Annotated in this window: 18 protein-coding genes and 2 pseudogenes; 6 read left to right on the forward strand and 14 right to left on the reverse strand. The window is 74.1% G+C overall.

Annotated elements, in window-relative coordinates; genetic code table 11:
- Positions 1-490 precede the first annotated feature (490 nt).
- Positions 491-1273 (forward strand): tetratricopeptide repeat protein, encoded by a 783-nt coding sequence (locus ABEA81_RS17100; RefSeq protein ID WP_345606106.1) that lies wholly within the window; start codon positions 491-493, stop codon positions 1271-1273.
- Here the strand turns inward: ABEA81_RS17100 and ABEA81_RS17105 are convergent, their stop codons facing one another.
- Both ABEA81_RS17105 and ABEA81_RS17110 read right to left on the reverse strand, forming a co-directional pair.
- Complete coding sequence (locus ABEA81_RS17105; RefSeq protein WP_345606159.1) at positions 1274-1516, reverse strand: hypothetical protein; 243 nt, start codon at positions 1514-1516, stop codon at positions 1274-1276.
- Between the two features lie 280 nt (positions 1517-1796).
- Positions 1797-2162 (reverse strand): annotated as a pseudogene (locus tag ABEA81_RS17110) (ATP-binding cassette domain-containing protein); the annotation flags it as partial.
- 317 nt (positions 2163-2479) lie between these two features.
- Here ABEA81_RS17110 and ABEA81_RS17115 point away from each other — a divergent pair.
- Positions 2480-3652: a sensor histidine kinase gene (locus ABEA81_RS17115; protein WP_345606107.1), complete on the forward strand. Its 1173-nt coding sequence runs from the start codon at positions 2480-2482 to the stop codon at positions 3650-3652.
- Positions 3649-4290, forward strand: coding sequence for a response regulator transcription factor (locus ABEA81_RS17120; protein ID WP_345606108.1), 642 nt, complete (start codon positions 3649-3651; stop codon positions 4288-4290). The genes ABEA81_RS17115 and ABEA81_RS17120 overlap by 4 nt, the downstream gene beginning before the upstream one ends.
- 136 nt (positions 4291-4426) lie before the next feature.
- On the opposite strand, the gene ABEA81_RS17125 is transcribed toward ABEA81_RS17120, so the two are convergent.
- From ABEA81_RS17125 to ABEA81_RS17145, 5 genes are all read right to left on the reverse strand, one after another.
- The gene (locus ABEA81_RS17125; RefSeq protein WP_345606109.1) at positions 4427-5017 is read right to left on the reverse strand and encodes a class I SAM-dependent methyltransferase; all 591 of its coding nucleotides are present in this window, start codon (positions 5015-5017) and stop codon (positions 4427-4429) included.
- A gap of 10 nt (positions 5018-5027) precedes the next feature.
- Positions 5028-5939 (reverse strand): S1C family serine protease, encoded by a 912-nt coding sequence (locus ABEA81_RS17130; protein ID WP_345606110.1) that lies wholly within the window; start codon positions 5937-5939, stop codon positions 5028-5030.
- An 84-nt stretch (positions 5940-6023) separates the two neighbouring features.
- Complete coding sequence (locus ABEA81_RS17135; RefSeq protein ID WP_345606111.1) at positions 6024-7139, reverse strand: XdhC/CoxI family protein; 1116 nt, start codon at positions 7137-7139, stop codon at positions 6024-6026.
- Positions 7132-8262 carry a vWA domain-containing protein gene (locus tag ABEA81_RS17140; RefSeq protein WP_345606112.1) on the reverse strand — a complete coding sequence of 377 codons (1131 nt, stop codon included), beginning with the start codon at positions 8260-8262 and terminating at the stop codon, positions 7132-7134. The genes ABEA81_RS17135 and ABEA81_RS17140 overlap by 8 nt, the downstream gene beginning before the upstream one ends.
- Positions 8263-8268: 6 nt before the next feature.
- Positions 8269-9171, reverse strand: coding sequence for an AAA family ATPase (locus ABEA81_RS17145; RefSeq protein WP_345606113.1), 903 nt, complete (start codon positions 9169-9171; stop codon positions 8269-8271).
- Between the two features lie 500 nt (positions 9172-9671).
- Between ABEA81_RS17145 and ABEA81_RS17150 the strand changes: the two genes are divergently transcribed.
- The gene (locus tag ABEA81_RS17150) at positions 9672-10031 is read left to right on the forward strand and encodes a transglycosylase family protein (RefSeq protein ID WP_425570586.1); all 360 of its coding nucleotides are present in this window, start codon (positions 9672-9674) and stop codon (positions 10029-10031) included.
- Positions 10032-10042: 11 nt separating this feature from the next.
- Here ABEA81_RS17150 and ABEA81_RS17155 read toward each other — a convergent pair.
- Both ABEA81_RS17155 and moaC read right to left on the reverse strand, forming a co-directional pair.
- A pseudogene (locus ABEA81_RS17155) lies at positions 10043-10965 on the reverse strand (molybdenum cofactor biosynthesis protein MoaE).
- Positions 10962-11441: a cyclic pyranopterin monophosphate synthase MoaC gene (moaC, locus tag ABEA81_RS17160; RefSeq protein ID WP_345606114.1), complete on the reverse strand. Its 480-nt coding sequence runs from the start codon at positions 11439-11441 to the stop codon at positions 10962-10964. Before moaC ends, ABEA81_RS17155 begins: the two are co-directional and overlap by 4 nt.
- Positions 11442-11842: 401 nt before the next feature.
- Between moaC and ABEA81_RS17165 the strand changes: the two genes are divergently transcribed.
- Positions 11843-12454 carry a LysM peptidoglycan-binding domain-containing protein gene (locus ABEA81_RS17165; RefSeq protein WP_345606115.1) on the forward strand — a complete coding sequence of 204 codons (612 nt, stop codon included), beginning with the start codon at positions 11843-11845 and terminating at the stop codon, positions 12452-12454.
- Between the two features lie 33 nt (positions 12455-12487).
- Here the strand turns inward: ABEA81_RS17165 and ABEA81_RS17170 are convergent, their stop codons facing one another.
- Together ABEA81_RS17170 and ABEA81_RS17175 are read right to left on the reverse strand one after the other, a co-directional pair.
- Positions 12488-13096: a nucleotidyltransferase family protein gene (locus ABEA81_RS17170; protein WP_345606155.1), complete on the reverse strand. Its 609-nt coding sequence runs from the start codon at positions 13094-13096 to the stop codon at positions 12488-12490.
- Positions 13093-13293 carry a hypothetical protein gene (locus tag ABEA81_RS17175; RefSeq protein WP_345606116.1) on the reverse strand — a complete coding sequence of 67 codons (201 nt, stop codon included), beginning with the start codon at positions 13291-13293 and terminating at the stop codon, positions 13093-13095. Before ABEA81_RS17175 ends, ABEA81_RS17170 begins: the two co-directional genes overlap by 4 nt.
- 52 nt (positions 13294-13345) lie before the next feature.
- On the opposite strand from ABEA81_RS17175, the gene ABEA81_RS17180 reads away from it, so the two are divergent.
- Complete coding sequence (locus ABEA81_RS17180) at positions 13346-15583, forward strand: helicase-associated domain-containing protein (protein ID WP_345606117.1); 2238 nt, start codon at positions 13346-13348, stop codon at positions 15581-15583.
- On the opposite strand, the gene ABEA81_RS17185 is transcribed toward ABEA81_RS17180, so the two are convergent.
- The 3 genes from ABEA81_RS17185 to ABEA81_RS17195 form a co-directional block, all read right to left on the reverse strand.
- A complete protein-coding gene (locus tag ABEA81_RS17185; RefSeq protein ID WP_345606119.1) occupies positions 15584-16258 on the reverse strand; it encodes a hypothetical protein in 675 nt (224 codons plus the stop codon).
- A gap of 107 nt (positions 16259-16365) precedes the next feature.
- Positions 16366-16977 carry a GTP-binding protein gene (locus tag ABEA81_RS17190; protein ID WP_425570587.1) on the reverse strand — a complete coding sequence of 204 codons (612 nt, stop codon included), beginning with the start codon at positions 16975-16977 and terminating at the stop codon, positions 16366-16368.
- A complete protein-coding gene (locus tag ABEA81_RS17195; protein ID WP_345606120.1) occupies positions 16958-17587 on the reverse strand; it encodes a DUF742 domain-containing protein in 630 nt (209 codons plus the stop codon). The genes ABEA81_RS17190 and ABEA81_RS17195 overlap by 20 nt, the downstream gene beginning before the upstream one ends.
- Positions 17588-17625 lie beyond the last annotated feature (38 nt).

Raw genomic sequence — 17625 nt, forward strand, 5'->3', positions numbered from 1 at the left:
CCACACCCGGCAGCCCGGCGACCCCGACCCGGCCCGTCACGCAACGTCAGCAACAAGCGGATCCTGGATCGCAACCTCCCCCATGGGGGGAAGCCATCCGGACGTTACCAGACGTTCATCAACTTCGTCGAGACCCGATCTCGGGCGTTCCCGGCTCCGCCCCCGACGAGCGCCGCCCCGGGGCGCGGGCCTGCGGCCGGGCGCCCTCCCGCGCCGGCCGGTGCACCCGCTCCGGTCGCGTGCCCGGCCGAGGGGTGCGCGAGCGGAGGGCGGCGGGGGCGGGCGCCGCGGTACCGGCGCCCCGGTACCGGATGGATGATTACCGGTGGCGAAGGCACGACACCGGGATGCCGAAGAAGGGGTGAACATCATCCGTCGCGGCGGGATATCCGATCTCGCCGACGGCGCTACGAGAAATGGTGAACGAGCACCCCCGGCGTTGCGCCGACGTTCGGGGCGTGATCGGGTGCACGGGGAAGGAGGACGACGGATGCCGCCGTGGACGCGCAGTCGAGGATCACGCCAGGCCCGCGAAGGCGCGCGTGATATCGCCGCGCTCCACGCCGCAGGCGTCGATCTCTGGCACGCCGGACGCGCCGATGAAGCGGTGCCTCTGTTCGAGGAGGCATTGGCGGCCTGTCGCGCCGGACTGGGCAACGACGACCCCGTCACGCTGACCGTCGCCGGGAACCTCGGCGCAGTGTGCTTCGCCGCGGGCGCCTGGCAGCAGGGCCTCGATCTGCTGTCGGCGAGCGTCGCCGACCGCACGCGCGCGTTCGGTCCGTCCGACGCCCGCACGCTGACGGCGGTCGACGCGCTCGCCACGGCGTACCGGCTCGTGGGCCGGATCGACGAGGCGGTCGAGCTCTCGGAGCGGGTGGCCGCCGAGCGCTCCCGCACGCTCGGTCCGGGCCACCCCGACACCTTGACCTCGCGGCTCGGGTCGGCGCTCGCGCGAGCGGCGTTCGGCGACATCGAGGCGGCGCTCGCCCTCCTCGGCGCCGCGCTGCACGACGCGGAGCAGGTGCACGGGCCGCGTCACGAACACGTGATCGCGCTGCGCGCGAACGTGGCGGGCTGCCTCGCACTGCTCGGTCTCTCCGCGGAGGCCGCCGCGGAGCTCGAGCGGGCCGCCACCGACGCGGCCGCGCTCCTCGGCCGGGGGCATCCGGAGACCGAAGCGCTCTTCACCGATCTGGCGCACGCGCACGACCGCTCGTGGTTCTTCGCGATCGGCCGCATGGCGGGCGAGAGCCGCCGCGACCGCGGTTGATCAATGCTCCGGCGCCCCGTCGGTCGTCACCGTCCGTAGCAGCGGCCGGGTCACGGTAGACGCCGCGACCACCAGCCCGACACCCCCGGCGAGTGCGGCGGCGAGCACGGCGAGTCCGTTCGGATCCAGCGCACCAGCCGCGGCCGCGAACGGGGACGCGCAGAGCAGGCCCATCGCCAGCGCAATGGCACCGAGCACGAGAAGCGGGCGCAGCGTCTCCGCCCGGCGGGCGGCGTCGAGCACCGCGAGCGGGGTGCCGACGAGGCGCAGCAGGCGGAGGGCGCGGCGGTGGTCGAGCAGGCGGGCGGCCGCGCCGGTGCCAGTGGCGGTGGCCGTGACGAGGAACGCATCGGGCGGCGACCTCGGCGTCGTGCGTGACGATCACCAGCCCGACGCCGGTGCGCGCGGCGAGCCCGGTGAGGAGGTCGGCCGGGCTACGACCCGTGCCGGTGTCGAGCGCGCCCGTCGGCTCGTCGGCGAACACGACGTCCGGCTCGGTCACCAGCGCCCGGGCGACCGCCACCCGCTGTTCCTGGCCACCGGACAGCTGCCCCGGCCCGCGCTGCTCGAGCCCGTCGATGCCGAGCGTTGGGAACCAGGATGCCGCGCGCGACCGCCGGCGCGCGGCGCACGCCGGCGAGCATCAGCGGCAGCGCCACGTTCTCGACGGCGGCAGCTCCGGCAGCAGCTGCCCGAACTGGAACACGAAGCCGAGGCGTGACCCGCGCAGCGCCGTGCGGCGCGCTTCCGATCAGTCGTCGATCCGGTCCGCGCCCAGCCACACCTCTCCCTCGTCCGGCCGCAGGATCCCGGCCAGGCAGTGCAGGAGCGTCGACTTGCCGGAGCCGGACGGCCCGGTGACGGCCACCGCCTCGCCGCGGTGCACCACGAGGTCGCCCCCCGCAGCACCGGCACGGCACCGAACCAGTGCTCGAGACCGATGCCCGCAGCGCCGGGGGACCGACCGTCACCGGTGGTCCGCGTCGGCGAGGTTCTCCAGGAACGGGATCGCCGCCATCACGACGAGGAGGAGAACGCCTGCGACCCACGCCGCCGTGCCGAGGAACGCCACGATCATCTGTGCCATGCGGATCACGATCGCGCGAGTGCTTGCCCACCTGCCTCGGCCGCAGGGCGGAAACCCGCACGGGTGGCTCGTACTTCCGGCCGAGGGTGACCGCCCGGGCCCGCACATAGGCTCGTGCCGTGATCCGCCTGCTCCGCTGGGTCCGGCGGCACCTCGGGCTGGTGGCCGAGCTGGCCGCCTACGGCTTCTGGCTGCTCATCGACCTGGTCCTGACGGTCGAATCCGGGTCGCTCGCCACCGTCGCCGCCGCCGTCACCGTCCCGCTGGTCGTGTTGCTGCGCAGGCGGTCGGCTGCCCGGCTGGTGCCGACGGCCGCCGTCGCCATCGGCCTGTCCTTCGCGATCTCGCTGTTCTCGACCGCGCCTGCCGCCGCGCTCCTCGGCACACCGGGGCCGGTGTCGAGGATCGCGTTCACCGAGCAGCTGGCGCTCGCCGTCGTCGTCATCACGGTGCTGCACCGGTGTCCGCTGCGCCCCGCGCTCGTTCTCACGGCGACCGCGGCCGCGGCCATCGTCGGCTCGCCGATCATGCGGATGACCGACACCGGCGCGAGCACCTTCGGGCTGCTGTCGGCGCTGGGCTGGGGCGGCGCCGTCGCGATCGGGCTCCTGCTGCGGGAGGTCGACACCCGCAGGCGGGCCGCGGTGGGGGACATCCGCTCCGCCGAACGGATGGAGCTGGCCCGCGAGCTGCACGACGTCGTCGCGCACCACGTCACGGGCATCGTCGTGGCCGCGCAGGCCGCGGCCGTGGTCGCCCGCACGTCCCCGGACGACGTCGACCGCGCGCTCGCCGCGATCGAGAACGCGGGCACCGACGCGCTCACCGCGATGCGACGGATGGTCGGTGTCCTGCGCGGCCAGGACGCCGAGGGCGCCCGGACCCCCGGTGCGGAACTCGCCGAGGTCCGCACGCTCGTGCACCGGTTCGACCCGGACGCCCGCCTCGTGCGGCTCACCGGGGACCCGGGGCTGGAGCACACCGTGCTGCCACCGGGGGTGGCCGCGACCGGCTACCGGGTGGTGCAGGAAGCTCTCACCAACGTCCGCAGGCACGCGCCGCACGTCACGGCGGTCGAGGTGGACGTCCGGATCCGCGAGGAGGCCCTGCTGGTGTCGGTGCGCAACGACGGCGTCCCAGCCGCCCCGGTGAGCGGGCGCGTGGGAGGCGGGTTCGGCCTCGTGGGGATGGGCGAGCGGGTGGCCGCGCTGGACGGCACGCTCGCCGCGGGCCCGACCGGGCCCGGGATGTGGACGGTGTCGGCCCGGCTGCCGCTGCGGGGTGCCCGGTGATCCGGGTGCTGCTCGCCGACGACCAGGAGATGGTCCGCACGGGCTTCCGGCTGATCCTCTCGGCCGAGCCGGGCGTCGACGTGGTGGGCGAGGCCGGCACGGGCGTCGACGCCGTCTCGCTCGCCCGCGCACTGCGGCCCGACGTCGTGCTGATGGACATCCGAATGCCCCAGCTCGACGGCCTGGAGGCCACCCGCGTGCTGACCGCCGACCCGGAGCCGCCGCGCATCGTCGTCGTCACGACGTTCGACCTCGACGAGTACGTCTACGGCGCGCTCCGCGCGGGCGCGTGCGGCTTCCTGCTGAAGGACGCGGGTCCCCGACTGCTCGTCGAGGCCGTGCGCGCGGCGGCGGCGGGCGACGCGCTCGTCTCCCCTTCGGTCACGGTGCGGCTGCTCGAGCACCTGGCCGCCCGCCCGGTCGCGCGCACACCCCAGCTGCCCGACCACCTCTCGCCGCGCGAGCTGGAGGTCGTCCGCGCCGTGGCCCGCGGCCGCACCAACGCCGAGATCGCGGCCGAGCTCTTCGTCTCCCTCTCGACCGTGAAGACGCACCTCACGAACATCCAGACGAAGCTCTCCGCCCGCAACCGCGTGGAGATCGCCGCCTGGGCGTGGGAGCACGGCCAGGTCCGCTGACGTGGGGGCGCTGGCTTGCCGGGGACGGACTTCGTGATCGTGCAGGTCCGGCGAGGTCGCTCGGGACGGCGGCCGGTTCCTGATCGTGCCGGCCGATCCGTCACCGGGATCCGGCCCCGACCGTCGCCCGAGGTATCTACACCGCCGCCACGATCAAGTACCGCTCGTCCTCGATCGGGCCTCCCCACAGGGCCGGGTCGGGAAGGGGGCGCAGCTCGGCGGCGCTGGTCGCACTCCTGACGAGCGGCAGCAGGTCACCGGCGCGGCATCCAGCGCCCGTGTGCCAACGCCCTTCGACGAGCACCAGCCGACCACCCGGCAGGAGCAGGCTCGCCCAGCGGTCCAGGACAGCGGCTGGATCGGGTAGGGCCCAGAGGACGTGCCGCGACAGCGCCACGTCGAACGGCCCGTCCACCTGCGGATCACTCGCGTCGCCTTCGATGAGGTCGACGTGGACGCCATGGCGCCGGGCCTTGGCGGCGGCCCGCTCGAGCATCCGCGGAGAGAGATCGACGCCCTGCACGGTGTGGCCGAGCTCCGCGAGGAGAACGGAGAGCGATCCCGTGCCGCAGCCGAGATCCACGATCCGCGCCGCAGGCGCGGGGAGCGCCTCCTGCAGCACGGCCGTCCAGGCCGCGCGGACGCGCCCGTCCGCAAGACCGTGATCAGGCTGCTCGTCGAACCGCTCGGCCTCGCCGTCCCACGCCTCGCGCATCGCTCGCGTCACCTCGGCGACGCTAACCGAGCTCCGTCGGCACCGCGACGACGTCGACCATCGCCCCGTTGCGCAGCACCGTGACCGGGAGCGGCACGCCGATGGCCTCACCGAACAGCTGGCGCTGGATGCCCTGGGCGTCCTGCACCGGTCTGCGACCGACGTCGAGGACGAGGTCACCCGCGCGCAGGCCGGCCCGCGCCGCGGGGCTCCCACCGATCACCTCGGCGAGCCGCAGCCCGTTCTTGCGCCCGTACTTCTCCGCGACGACCGCGGGCACCGGTGCCGGGCTCCCGACCACGCCGAGGTAGGCCCGCCGCACCCGGCCGTCGGCGAGCAGCGTCTCCACGATCCGGCGGGTGGTGGCGTTGACCGGGACCGCGAGGCCCAGCCCGATCCCGGCGACGGCGGTGTTGATGCCCACCACCCGGGCGTGCGAGTCGGCCAGCGCGCCACCGGAGTTGCCCGGGTTGAGCGCGGCGTCGGTCTGGATCACGTCCTCGACCACGCGGCCCGCGCTGCCGCTGCGGGTGGGCAGTGCCCTCCCCAGCGCGCTGACGACGCCTGCGGTCACCGAGCCCGCGAGACCGAGCGGGTTGCCGACCGCGACGACGAGCTGGCCCACCACCAGCGCGTCGGCGTCGCCCAGCCGGACCGGCGGCGGCAGGTCGCCCGAGCGGTCGGCGCGCAGGACGGCCAGGTCGGAGAGCGGGTCGGTGCCGACGACCGTGACGCCGGTCTGCGTGCCGTCGAGGAAGTCGGCCCGGCCCGTGCGGGCCTCGCCGACGACGTGGGCGTTCGTGACGAGGATCCCGTCACCCGGCACGACCACGGCCGACCCGCTGCCCCGGCCGGTGCGGACGGCGGCGACGCGGCCGGTGAGCTCGGCCGCCACGGCGCTCACGGTGCGGGAGTAGGAGTCGAGCTCGTCCATGACGACCTCCTCGCGATTACAGCATTGCACGCGTTACGCGCACGAGGAGAACGCCGAGCCCGGCACCGGTGTTCCGGTGGGCGGTCAGGAGGCGTGGATGGGGCCTTCGCGCTCGGCGAGCCGGGAGCCCGCGCCACCCCAGTGCAGCGCGATCATCTCGGCGGCGATCGAGACGGCCGTCTCCTCCGGGGTGCGGGCACCGAGGTCGAGGCCGATCGGGGAGGACATCCGCGCGATCTCCGCATCCGTCACCCCGGCCTCGCGCAACCGCTCGATCCGGTCGTCGTGGGTGCGGCGCGATCCCATCGCCCCGATGTAGCCCACCTCGGGCAGCCGCAGCGCGACCTCCAGCAGCGGGACGTCGAACTTGGGGTCGTGGGTCAGCACGCACAGCGCCGTGCGCCGGTCGATCCGGCCCGCCTCCGCCTCGGCCGCGAGGTAGCGGTGCGGCCACTCGACGACCACCTCGTTGGCGCCCGGGAAGCGGGAGGCCGTGGCGAAGACCGGACGTGCGTCGCAGACGGTGACCCGGAAGCCGAGGAAGCTGCCGATCTTCGCGACGGCGGCGGCGAAGTCGATGGCCCCGAACACGATCATGCGGGGCGGCGGCGCGAACGACTCGACGAACACGTCGAGGCCCTCGCCGCGGCGCTGGCCGTCGACGCCGTAGTGCAGCATCGCGTTGCGGCCCGCGTCGAGCAGGCCGCGTGCGTCGTCGCGCACGGCGTCGTCGAGCCGGGAGGAGCCGGTGCCGCCGTCGACGCGGTCCGGCCAGATGACGAGGCGCTTCCCGAGCCGCTCGGCGGGTCCGGCGACGACGGTGGCGACCGCAACGGGCGAGCCGGAGCGGATCGCGTCCGCCACGGCGCCGAGCTGCTGGTAGCTGGCCTGGTCGATCTTCTCGACGAAGATGTCGATGATGCCGCCGCAGGTGAGGCCCACGGCGAAGGCATCGTCGTCGGACACGCCGTAGCGCTGCAGCACCGGCCGGTCGTCGGCGAGCACCTGCTGGCCCAGCTCGTACACCGCGCCCTCGACGCACCCGCCGGACACGCTCCCGACGGCCTCGCCGTCCGGCCCGACGAGCATCGACGCGCCCGGCTGGCGGGGCGCGGAGCTGTAGGTCCCGACGACCGTGGCGAGGGCTGCGATCTGCCCGTTCTTCCACCAGCCCTCGAGCTGATCCACGACGTCACGCATCTCGTACCACCTCGAGCAGTCGTTCCAGGGTGGCCAGGCTGTGGCCTGCCAACAAGTCGTCCAAGAACGGGAGGGCTGCGACTATTCCACCCTGGACGGGCGCATAGCCGTCCTTGCCGACGTGCGGGTTCACCCACACCACGCGGTGGGCCAGCCGGCGCAGCCTGCCCATCTGTTCGCGCAGCACGTCGGTCTCACCGCGCTCCCAGCCGTCGGAGAACACGACGATCACGGCCCGCCGGGCCGCGCCGCGCTGCCCCCACCGGTCGACGAAAGCGCGCAGCACCTCGCCCAGCCGGGTGCCGCCCGACCAGTCCGGGATCGCCTTCGCCGCCGCCGTGAGCGCCCGCTCCGGGTCGCGCATCCGCAGCTCGCGGGTGACGCGCGTGAGGCGCGTGCCGAGGGTGAAGACCTCGACCGCACCGGGGGACCGGCGGACCACGACGTGCGCGAAGCGCAGGAGCGCGTCGGCGTAGGGCTCCATCGAGCCGGAGACGTCGACCAGCAGCACCACCCGGCGGGCCCGCCGGGACCGGTCGCGCCTGTACAGCTCGCGCAGCTCGCCGTGGTTGCGCAGGGCCGCCCGCAGCGTGCGGCCAGGGTCGGTGTTGCCGTGTGCGGACGGGCGCAGCCGCCGCGATACGCGGGTGGGCGGCTCGGGGCGGAGCAGCGCCATCAGCCGGCGCAGGTGCTCACGCTCGACGGGGGTGAGCTCGGCGAGGTCGCGGTGGCGCAGGATCTCGGTGCCGCTCGCCCGCGCGTGGATCTGCGGCGAGTCCGAGCCATCCTCGCCGCTCGCCTCGTCCCCGGGGGTGAGGGCGGCGAGCCGCGGCGGCGGTGGCGGCCGCTCGTCGCGCACCTGGGTGCGGCCGCCCCGCTCCGGCTCGAACCAGCGGGCGAACGCCTGGTCGTAGCGCGGCAGGTCGTCCGGGTCGGAGCAGAGCGTCAGGCGGCCCGCCCAGTAGGTCTGCACCCGGTCGGTGACGTCGAGGGCGTCGAGGGCCGAGAGGAAGGCCGCCACGCGGTCGGTCGTGATGGCGAGCCCCGCGTTGCGGAGCACGACCGTGAACCCCACGAGCCCCGGCAGCGGGTCCGTGGACGGCGGTGTGAGCGTGGGTCCCATCCGGTGTCAGGACGCGAGGAGGGTGTCCAGCTGGGCGCGGATGCGGTCGGCGTCCTCGCGGTACTTGAGGACGGCGCCGAGCGTGGCCGCCGCGCTGTCCACGTCGAGGTGGCGCGCACCGACCAGCTGCAGCGCCCGTGCCCAGTCGATCGTCTCGGCGACGCCGGGTGGCTTCAGCAGGTCCGCCTGCCGCAGCTTCCGCACCGCGCCCGCGACCTGGGCCGCGAGCCGCTCGGGCAGGCCGGGCAGCCGCGAGTGCAGGATCTGGATCTCGCGCTGCAGATCCGGGTGGTCCAGCCAGAGGTAGAGGCAGCGGCGCTTGAGCGCGTCGTGCACCTCGCGGGTGCGGTTGGACGTGAGGACCACCAGCGGCGGCTCCTTCGCCCTGATCTCACCGACCTCGGGGATCGAGACGGCGTGCTCGGTGAGCACCTCCAGGAGGAAGGCCTCGAACTCGTCGTCGGCGCGGTCGACCTCGTCGATCAGCAGCACGCTCGGGCTGGTCTGCAACGCGCGCAGGATCGGGCGGGCGAGCAGGAAGCGGGGGTCGTAGAGCGAGGCCTCGACCGCGTCGGCGTCGAGGGTGTCCCCGGTGGCCGACGCCGCGGCCTCCAGTGCACGCAGGTGCAGCAGCTGCCGGGGGAAGTCCCAGTCGTAGAGCGCCTGGGACGCGTCGATGCCGTCGTGGCACTGCAACCGGATCAACTCGGCGCCCAGCACCTGCGCGAGCGCCTGAGCCAGCGCGGTCTTGCCCGTGCCGGGTTCCCCCTCGCAGAACAGCGGACGGTTCATCTCCATCGCGAGGAAGGCGGCGGTGGCGAGTCCGTCGTCGGCGAGGTAGCCGGTGGAGCGCAGGGCCGCCGCCAGCTCCGCGGGCGACCCCGCAGTATTCGAGGGGCGTTCTGTCACGGTTCCAGCATGACGGACGGGCGGCCGGGCAGCCACTACTGGTGAGCCCCGTCATGTACGCACGGTGACAGTTGGTCACCCCGGGTCGCCCACGAGACGTGACGCAATCGGTAATACTTCCGCTTTGGAGATATTGCTTTCACTGTGATCGAAACGTGATCACGGGCTTCTGAGCTGGGTGAATCCCCTTACCGCCAAGTCAATCGCGACGTTAACGTGACGTTGCTCACGCCGGTCTGGTTTGACGATTCGCCCGACCTGACTCGTAGCGTCAACGAGCGGTCGCACCAGAAGGTTCGACCGAAATGCATCCGGAACCGTCACACCGCTCCCAGTCCCGCGGTTCCGGTCCGTCGAGCAGAAGACGGGACTGAGCGAGTGCGGCATTCATGAGTGGCCTTCCCCCGCGCCATTCATGATCGCCCGAACGTTGTCGACGGCCCGCTCGCGGCCCGCTGACGAGCGCGTTCGCCTCGCCGGTGTGATCAGGAGACCCCGAAATGACTTCACGACCGGATTCCCGCCTGGGCCGAAAGCTGGTGCGACTGGCCGTCGTCGGTGCAGTTGCGGTCGGCGCCCCCTTCGCCGTCGCCGGGACCGCGAACGCGGCCTCGACTTCGACCTGGGACAAGCTCGCGAAGTGCGAGAGCGGCGGTAACTGGAAGACCAACACCGGCAACGGGTTCTACGGCGGTCTCCAGTTCAGCCACGGCACCTGGCGCGCGCACGGCGGCAAGGGCAAGGCGCACCAGGCCAGCAGGTCGGAGCAGATCAGGGTGGCGGAGCGCGTGCTCGCCAACCAGGGCTGGAAGGCGTGGCCGTCCTGCTCGAAGAAGCTCGGCCTGCGGGGCCGCGACTGATACGAGTGCCGTCAGGCGGAACCGACCCACTCGTCGGTGCCGTCGGCGAACAGCTGGTGCTTCCAGACGGGCAGCAGGCGCTTGACCTCGTCCACCAGCTCGGCACAGGCCGCGAAGGCGTCCTTCCGGTGATCGGCGGCGACGGCGCAGGCCAGCGCCACGTCGCCGATCCCGAGGGGGCCGATCCGGTGGCTCACCGCGATCGCCCGCACCCCGGTGGCCCTGCCCGCGACGGCAGCCGCGACCTCGGCCACGATCTTCCCCGCGGTCGGGTGGGCGCTGTACTCGAGGCCGCGGACGGCGCGACCGCCGTCGTGGTCCCGGACGACCCCCGCGAAGGTCACCACGGCCCCCGCGGCGGCCTGGTCCACGAGCGCGGCGTGCTCCGCGACGTCGAGCGGGGCCTCGCCCACCTCGGCGCGCAGCACGGCGGCGCCGGTTCCGGTGCCGGTCATCGGTGGTCCCCTCCTCGCAACTGGTCGACGGCGTGGTCGAGGACGCCGGCCAGCACGGCCAGACCGTCCCGAACTCCACCTGTCGATCCGGGCAGGTTCACGACCAGTGTGCGCCCCGCGACGCCGCTCAGGCCGCGCGACAGCACCGCCGTCGGCACGGCCGGCGCGCCGGCGGACCGGATCGCGTCGGCCAGCCCCGGCACCTCGTAGTCGAGCACGGCCCGGGTGATCTCCGGGGTGGCGTCCGTCGGCGAGATGCCGGTGCCGCCGGTGGTGATCACGACGTCGACGCCGTCGGTGACGGCCGCCCGCAGCGCCTCACCCACCGGCTCACCGTCCGGCACGACGGCGGCGTCCGGCGTGGCGTACCCGCGGTCGCGCAGCCACTCCACGATGATCGGCCCGCCGCGGTCGGCGTAGACACCCGCTGCCGCGCGGTTCGACGCGGTGACGACCCTGGCCCGTCGTTCGGCGGTCACGTCCTGTCCTCGGGCCGCGTCCAGGTGCCGGTCTTGCCGCCCTCCTTGCGCTCGACGCGCACCGCGTCGAGGACGGCGGCCGGGTCGACGGCCTTCACCATGTCGTGCAGCGTGAGACCGGCGACCGCGACCGCGGTGAGCGCCTCCATCTCCACGCCGGTGCGGTCGGTGGTGCGCACCGTGGCGCGGATCCGGACCTCCTCGCCGTCGGCCTCGAGATCGACCACCACACCGCTCAGCGCGATCGGGTGGCACAGCGGCACGAGGTCGGGCGTGCGCTTCGCACCCATGATCCCGGCGATCCGGGCCGTGGCGAGCGCGTCGCCCTTGGGCAGTCCGTCGCGGCGCAGCAGGTCCACCACCTCAGCGGTGGTGCGCAGCCGTCCAGTGGCCACCGCGGTGCGCGCGGTGGCCTCCTTGCCGGTGACGTCGACCATGCGGGCGGCACCGGCGGCGTCGACGTGGGTCAGCTCCACGAGAGAACCCTACGACCTCGGCGGACCGGCTTCTGAGACCCACTCGAAACGTGATCTGCATCACTAGTTAGCAACCTGAAAGTAATCTTGGCCGTTGGGTCCGACCTCCCACTGAGCTGGGCGAAACGGGCGCCGAGGCGCCCATCCGGCCCTGTTCCGGCAGTTCCCCCGCACGCGGTGGGGGTTCCCGATCGGCTGATCCGGACGTAGCGTCCCTCCTCGGTTCGGCCGGATGCCCCAGATCCGGACGGCCCCCGGGAACGCAGCGCTCCCCCTGTCCGGCGTTCCCGGCCCCGTCCCCTCACAAGGCGCGGGACAGGAACGGACCGCGGCCCAGCAGGGCCGCACCGCCAGCTCCCCGGCGGTAGAGGTCCGCGAGGCGCAGCGCGCGGAGTTGCCCCATGGCCCGCTATCGCGGCCGTCACCGTGCCCCGAGCAGGACCGGTCGGACCATCGCCCGCACCGCCGTCGCAGGCGCCGTCGTCGGCGCCCCGTTGCTCGTCGCAGCCCCCGCCAACGCCGCCCCCGACACGGCGTGGGACAAGCTCGCGAAGTGCGAGAGCGGCGGTCGGTGGGACATCAACACCGGCAACGGCTTCCACGGTGGCCTGCAGTTCACCCCGAAGACCTGGTCCGGGTTCGGCGGCAAGCAGTTCGCTCCCGTGGCCTACAAGGCCAGCCGTGAGCAGCAGATCGTCGTCGCCGAGCGAGTGCTCGCCAAGCAGGGCTGGAACGCATGGCCGGTCTGCTCGCGCAAGGCGGGCGTCCGCGGCGAGTCCTCCACGGAGCGCGGTACCCCGACGCGCAAGGCCGACAACTCCGGCGAGCAGGTGCGCCTGGCTGCCCAGGAGACGTCCACGAGCGGCGACTACGTGGTCAAGCGCGGCGACACGCTCGGCCGCATCGCGTCCACCAACAACGTCGCGGGCGGCTGGAAGGCGCTGGTCGAGAAGAACCCGGCGCTGAAGGCCAACCCGGACACCCTGAAGGTGGGCCAGCGCCTCACCCTCTGATCGCACGCCGACGTCCGCGCTCGCACACCGACTTCAGTTCGGGTGCGGGCGCGGAAGTCGTTGTGCAAGGTGCGCGAGCTGCTCCGGGGTGTCCACGTCGTCCGGCACGGCCAGGTCACCGCACTCGACCAGCTCCAGTTCCGGGTGGCCCGACAGGTACCCACGTGCACCCGCGTCGCCGGTGGCCGCGGCGCGCACGCCGGGCCAGTGCGCCTGCCCGAGCAGCACCGGATGGGCCGGGCGGCCGTCGTACGCCGCGCGCGCGAGCGAGTGGGCGGATGCGGACGCCGCGAGCCGGGCGACGGCCGCCGCCGTGACCCCCGGCAGGTCCACCAGGTGCACGAGCGCGGCGTCCGGCACGGGATCCAGCCCTTCGACCGCGGCGAGCCCGGCGCGCAGCGACGCCCCCATGCCCTCGCCCCAGTCCTCGGCCACGACGACGCGCACGCCGGCCGGCAGGAGCCGCTCGACCTCATCGGCCGCCGCGCCGACGACGACCACGAGCGGAGCGCAGCCGCCGTCGGCGAGCACCCGGACGGCCCGCCGCACCAGCGGCTCGCCGTCGAGCCGCACGAGCGCCTTCGGCCGGCCCATCCGCCGGCCTGCGCCTGCGGCGAGCAGCAGGCCCGCGGGAGCGCTTATCGGTTGATCTCCGTCCGGGGGTGGACGTAAGGCACCTCGTCGAGCGGGAACTCCACGTCCCCGAACGGGGAGAGTGAGCCCTGCACCGGGCTCGCGAGCTCGGTGACGGGGTGCTCGCCGTCGGGCAGGTCCGGCCACGTCGGGTCGATCCGGGGCGAGCGCTCGGCCACGATGTCCTCCTCGTTCTCGGTGGTCATGACCAGTATCCCGCACCGGTCGGCACGACGTCGCGGGCTACCGTGGAACGTGATGACGACTCCGCTGGTCGACTGGCTGCGCGCCCAGGACGACGAGACGCTCGCCACGCTGCTGCGGCTGCGCCCCGACCTCGGCGTGCCGCCGCCTGCGGATCTCGTCGTGCTGGCGACCCGGGCCGGCGTCCGCGCCTCCGTCCACCGCGCCTGCGACGACCTCGACAGCGTCACGCTCGCCGTGCTGGAGGCCGCCGTCGTGGCGGACGCCGACACCGCGCCCGTCGCCGTCACCGAGCTCGCCCGGCTCCTCGGCCCCGACCTAGGCGCCGAGACGCTCGACGCGGCGTTGGCCGCCCTGCGGGCCAGGGCACTGGTGTGGGGCCCTGATGACGCGCTCTCGCTCGTGCCTGCCGCCCGCGAGGTGGTGCCGCGGCACCCCGGCGGGCTGGGGAGGCCCGCCTCCGGGCCGGCCGGGTCGTCCGCGCTGCCGGAGCTGCTCGCCGCCGTCACGCCCGAGGAGCGCCGCGTTCTGGAGGCGCTGGCCGCCGGGCCGCCGATCGGGCGCAGCCGCTCCGGCGCCGACCCGGACAGCCCGGTCGGGCGGCTGCTCGCCCGCGGGCTCCTGTTGCGCGTCGACCCCGAGACCGTCGAGCTGCCCCGCCAGGTGGGCATCGCGCTACGCGGCGACCGGCCGATGGGCCAGGTCCCCGTCGCGCCGCCGGACGTCGGAGCGGTGAACCGCGGCGCGGACGTCGTCGACCGCACGGCCGGTGGCGCCGCGCTGGAGGTGCTGCGCCGCCTCGACCTGCTCATCGCCTTCTGGGCCCACACGCCGCCGCCGGTGCTGCGTTCCGGCGGCCTCGGCGTGCGGGAGCTGCGCCGGGCGGCGCGGGAGATGGACACCGACGAGACCACCGGCGCCCTGCTCGTCGAGCTTGCCCTCGCCGCCGACCTCGTGGCCGAGAGCGACGGCGTGGTGCCGGACTGGGTGCCCACCACCACCGCGGACGTCTGGGCGGCGGGCGGTCCGGAGATCCGCTGGGCCACGATCGCGCGTGCGTGGCTCGACCTGCCCCGGCTGCCCGGCCTCATCGGCCGCAAGGACGACGCGGGCCGGCCGATCTCCGCGCTCTCCGACGGTGTCCGCCGCCCGCTCGCCCCCCGCGACCGGCGCCGGGTGCTGGCCGGCCTCGCGGAGCTGCCGGCCGGCACCGCGCCCTCCTCGGCCGCCGCGCTCGCCGACCTCCTCGCCTGGCGTGCCCCGCGACGCGGCGGGCGGCTGCGCGACGAGCTCGTCACGTGGGTGCTCGCGGAGGCCACCGTGCTCGGCGTCGTGGCCCTGGACGCCATCAGTGGGCCCGGTCGCGCACTGCTCACCGATCCGGACCGGCTCGTGGCCGCCCTGCGCGTCGCGCTGCCCGATCCGGTCGACCACGTGCTCCTGCAGGCCGACCTCACCGCGGTGGCCCCGGGACCGCTGGAGACCGCGCTCGCCCGCGAGCTGGACCTGGTGGCCGACGTCGAGTCGGCAGGCGGGGCCACCGTGTACCGCTTCACCGAGGCCACGATCCGCCGGGCGCTCGACGCCGGACGCTCGGCCGCCGACCTGCACGAGATGTTCGCCAAGCGCTCGGCCACCCCCGTGCCGCAGGGCCTCACCTATCTCGTCGACGACGTGGCACGCCGGCACGGGCAGCTGCGCGGCGGGATGGCGGCCTCGTTCCTGCGCTCCGACGACGAGGTGCTCGTCACCGAGGTGCTCGCCCACCCCGGCACCGCCGCACTCGAGTTGCGGCGCATCGCCCCCACCGTGCTCGTCTCCCCGCTGCCGCTCGTCGAGCTGCTGGACGGGCTGCGCGCCGCCGGCTTCACCCCGGCGGCGGAGGACCCCGGCGGGGCCGTGCTCGACCTGACCGACCGCGGCCGCCGCACGTCCCCCCGCCGCCGCCGCCGTACCACCGCCCGTTCCGGCCCTCCCGAGCAGGACGCGGAGCAGCTCGCCGCGCTCGTGTCACGCATGCGCGCGGGTGACGCGATGGCCGGGGTCCGGCGCGGGACGGCCGCGGCCGCCACGAACGGCTCCACGCTCGACATGCTCCGTTCGGCCGCCGCGGCCCACCGCAGCGTCTGGATCGGGTTCGTCGACGCCCACGGCGTGGCAGGCGAGCGCGTGCTGGCGCCGCACTCCGTGGGCGGTGGCGTGGTGGAGGGCCGGGACACCGTCAACGGCGACGTGCACCGCGTGCCACTGCACCGGATCACCAGCATCGCGCTGGTGGAGGACCCCGATTGATCAGCGCCGTGCGACCCGGATGAGCTCCCGGTTTCCGCGCATCCCGGCGGCGAGCACCAGGCAGCCCACTCCCACGAGGACACCGTGCGCGATCCGCAGCGCAGGCGGCCCGAAGAACTGGGGGAGGTACAGCGCGAAGCCCACCGCGAACGGGAGGCCCGCCCAGCGCGGGAACACGCCCGATCCCGCCACCGCCACGGCCACCAGCACCCCCGCGGCGGCGAGGAGCAGCAGCCCGGCCGCGAAGGTGGTGGCCGGCCAGGTCCCCATCCGGAACGCCTCGACCACCTCGAGCAGGCCGCTGTCCCCGGTGTGGACGATGCGCTCGCCGATGACGGGCAGCGCGAACGCCTCGGCCCCGTAATACGGGAGCACGAGGGCGGCGCCGACGGCCCACATCAGCGCGGCGCCCGTCATCGGCCGGGCGCCGCCGGTGCGGACCAGCGCGGCGCGCAGGCCGAACAGGGAGAAGGCGACGAGGACGAACGCGGCGACCGCGGCGAGGTGCGCCGGGACCCAGGCGGGCGAGGTGAACGCGGCCGGCGCACCCTGAGGGGTTGCGTCGGACCAGGGACGCAGCGCCGGGTAGAGCACCAACAGCGCCCCCGCGGTGGCGAAGGACCAGGCGCCCGCTGCGGTAGCGGGCGCACCGTCGACGGTTGCGGGGACGGTCATGGGGTTCCTCCGGCGACAGGAGAGCGGCGCTCTCGTTAGAGAGCAGTGTCGCGCATCCAGTGCCGCCGGTCAAGAGCAGTGCTCTCGATTGAGAGAGCCGTTCTACGTCAGCGCGCCCCTGCGGTCATGCGGTGGTGCATGGCGTGCTCCACGAGCGTGATCAACGTCTGCTTCGTGGACTGGCGGTTGCGCGCGTCGCAGCTGATGATCGGGATGCTCGCGTCGATCGACATGGCCTCGCGGACGTCCTCGATGCGGTGCTGCAGCAGGCCGTCGAAGCAGTTCAGCCCGACGATGTACGGCAGCCCGCGGTCCTCGAAGAAGTCGATCGCCGCGAACGAGTCGGCGAGCCGGCGGGTGTCCACCAGCACGACCGCGCCGATCGCCCCACGCACCAGGTCGTCCCACATGAACCAGAAGCGGTGCTGCCCGGGGGTGCCGAACAGGTACAGGATCAGGTCGGCGTCGAGCGACACGCGGCCGAAGTCCATCGCCACCGTGGTGGTCTGCTTGTTCGGCGTGGCGGCGAGGTCGTCGACGCCCGCGCTGGCCTCGGTCATCACGGCCTCGGTGGTGAGCGGCATGATCTCGGACACCGAGCCGACGAACGTCGTCTTGCCGACACCGAAGCCGCCCGCCACCACGATCTTGGCGGAGATCGTGGCCGCGGTGGCGACCGCCGGCGGCCGGCCGGGGTAACTAGAGCCGACGGAGTCCACTCAACACCCTTTCCATCAATGCGAGATCCGGCTCGGTGCCGGCGCTGCTCGCTGTCTGGTGCACTGTCACCAGGTTGAGCCCGACCATGTCGCCCAGCACCACTCGGGCGACGCCGAGCGGGATCGACAGGAGGGCCGCGACCTCGGCGACCGACCGCGTCTGCTCGCAGAGCTCCGCGACGGCCCGGTGCTCCATCTGCAGCAGACCCATCTGGTCCTTGGCTCGTTGGCTCGTGGAGACGAGCGCCTCGATCGCCAGGTCGAGGCCGGACTTCGTGCGCCCACGGGTCCACGCGTACGGCCGGACGGCCGAAGCCCCGGCCTCCGGCCCGCCCTGGTCTGCCGGTACCCCGCGCAGGTCGATCGGCGCGGTGTGCAGCGGCTGCCCCGGCGGCGCCTGCTGCGCCGGTGCGGGCGGCGGGGCAGGCATGGGTGCGCCAGCACCAGGGGCGTCGACGTTCTCCGACGGCGCCTCGGCCTCGGCACCCCGCCTGCGCCCCCACCGCCGGCGGCGCGACGAACGGCCAGCGTCGAAGCTGAAGCCGTTCATGACGTCGGCGAAAGTCGGCTCCGAGGTTTGCCGGCGCTCGTCGTCGGGACCGGAGCTCATCTGACATTCACCTGCTTTCCTGCCGGTGGCTGCGATAA

Source organism: Pseudonocardia adelaidensis, assembly GCF_039543345.1.
Classification (GTDB): Bacteria; Actinomycetota; Actinomycetes; order Mycobacteriales; family Pseudonocardiaceae; genus Pseudonocardia; species Pseudonocardia adelaidensis.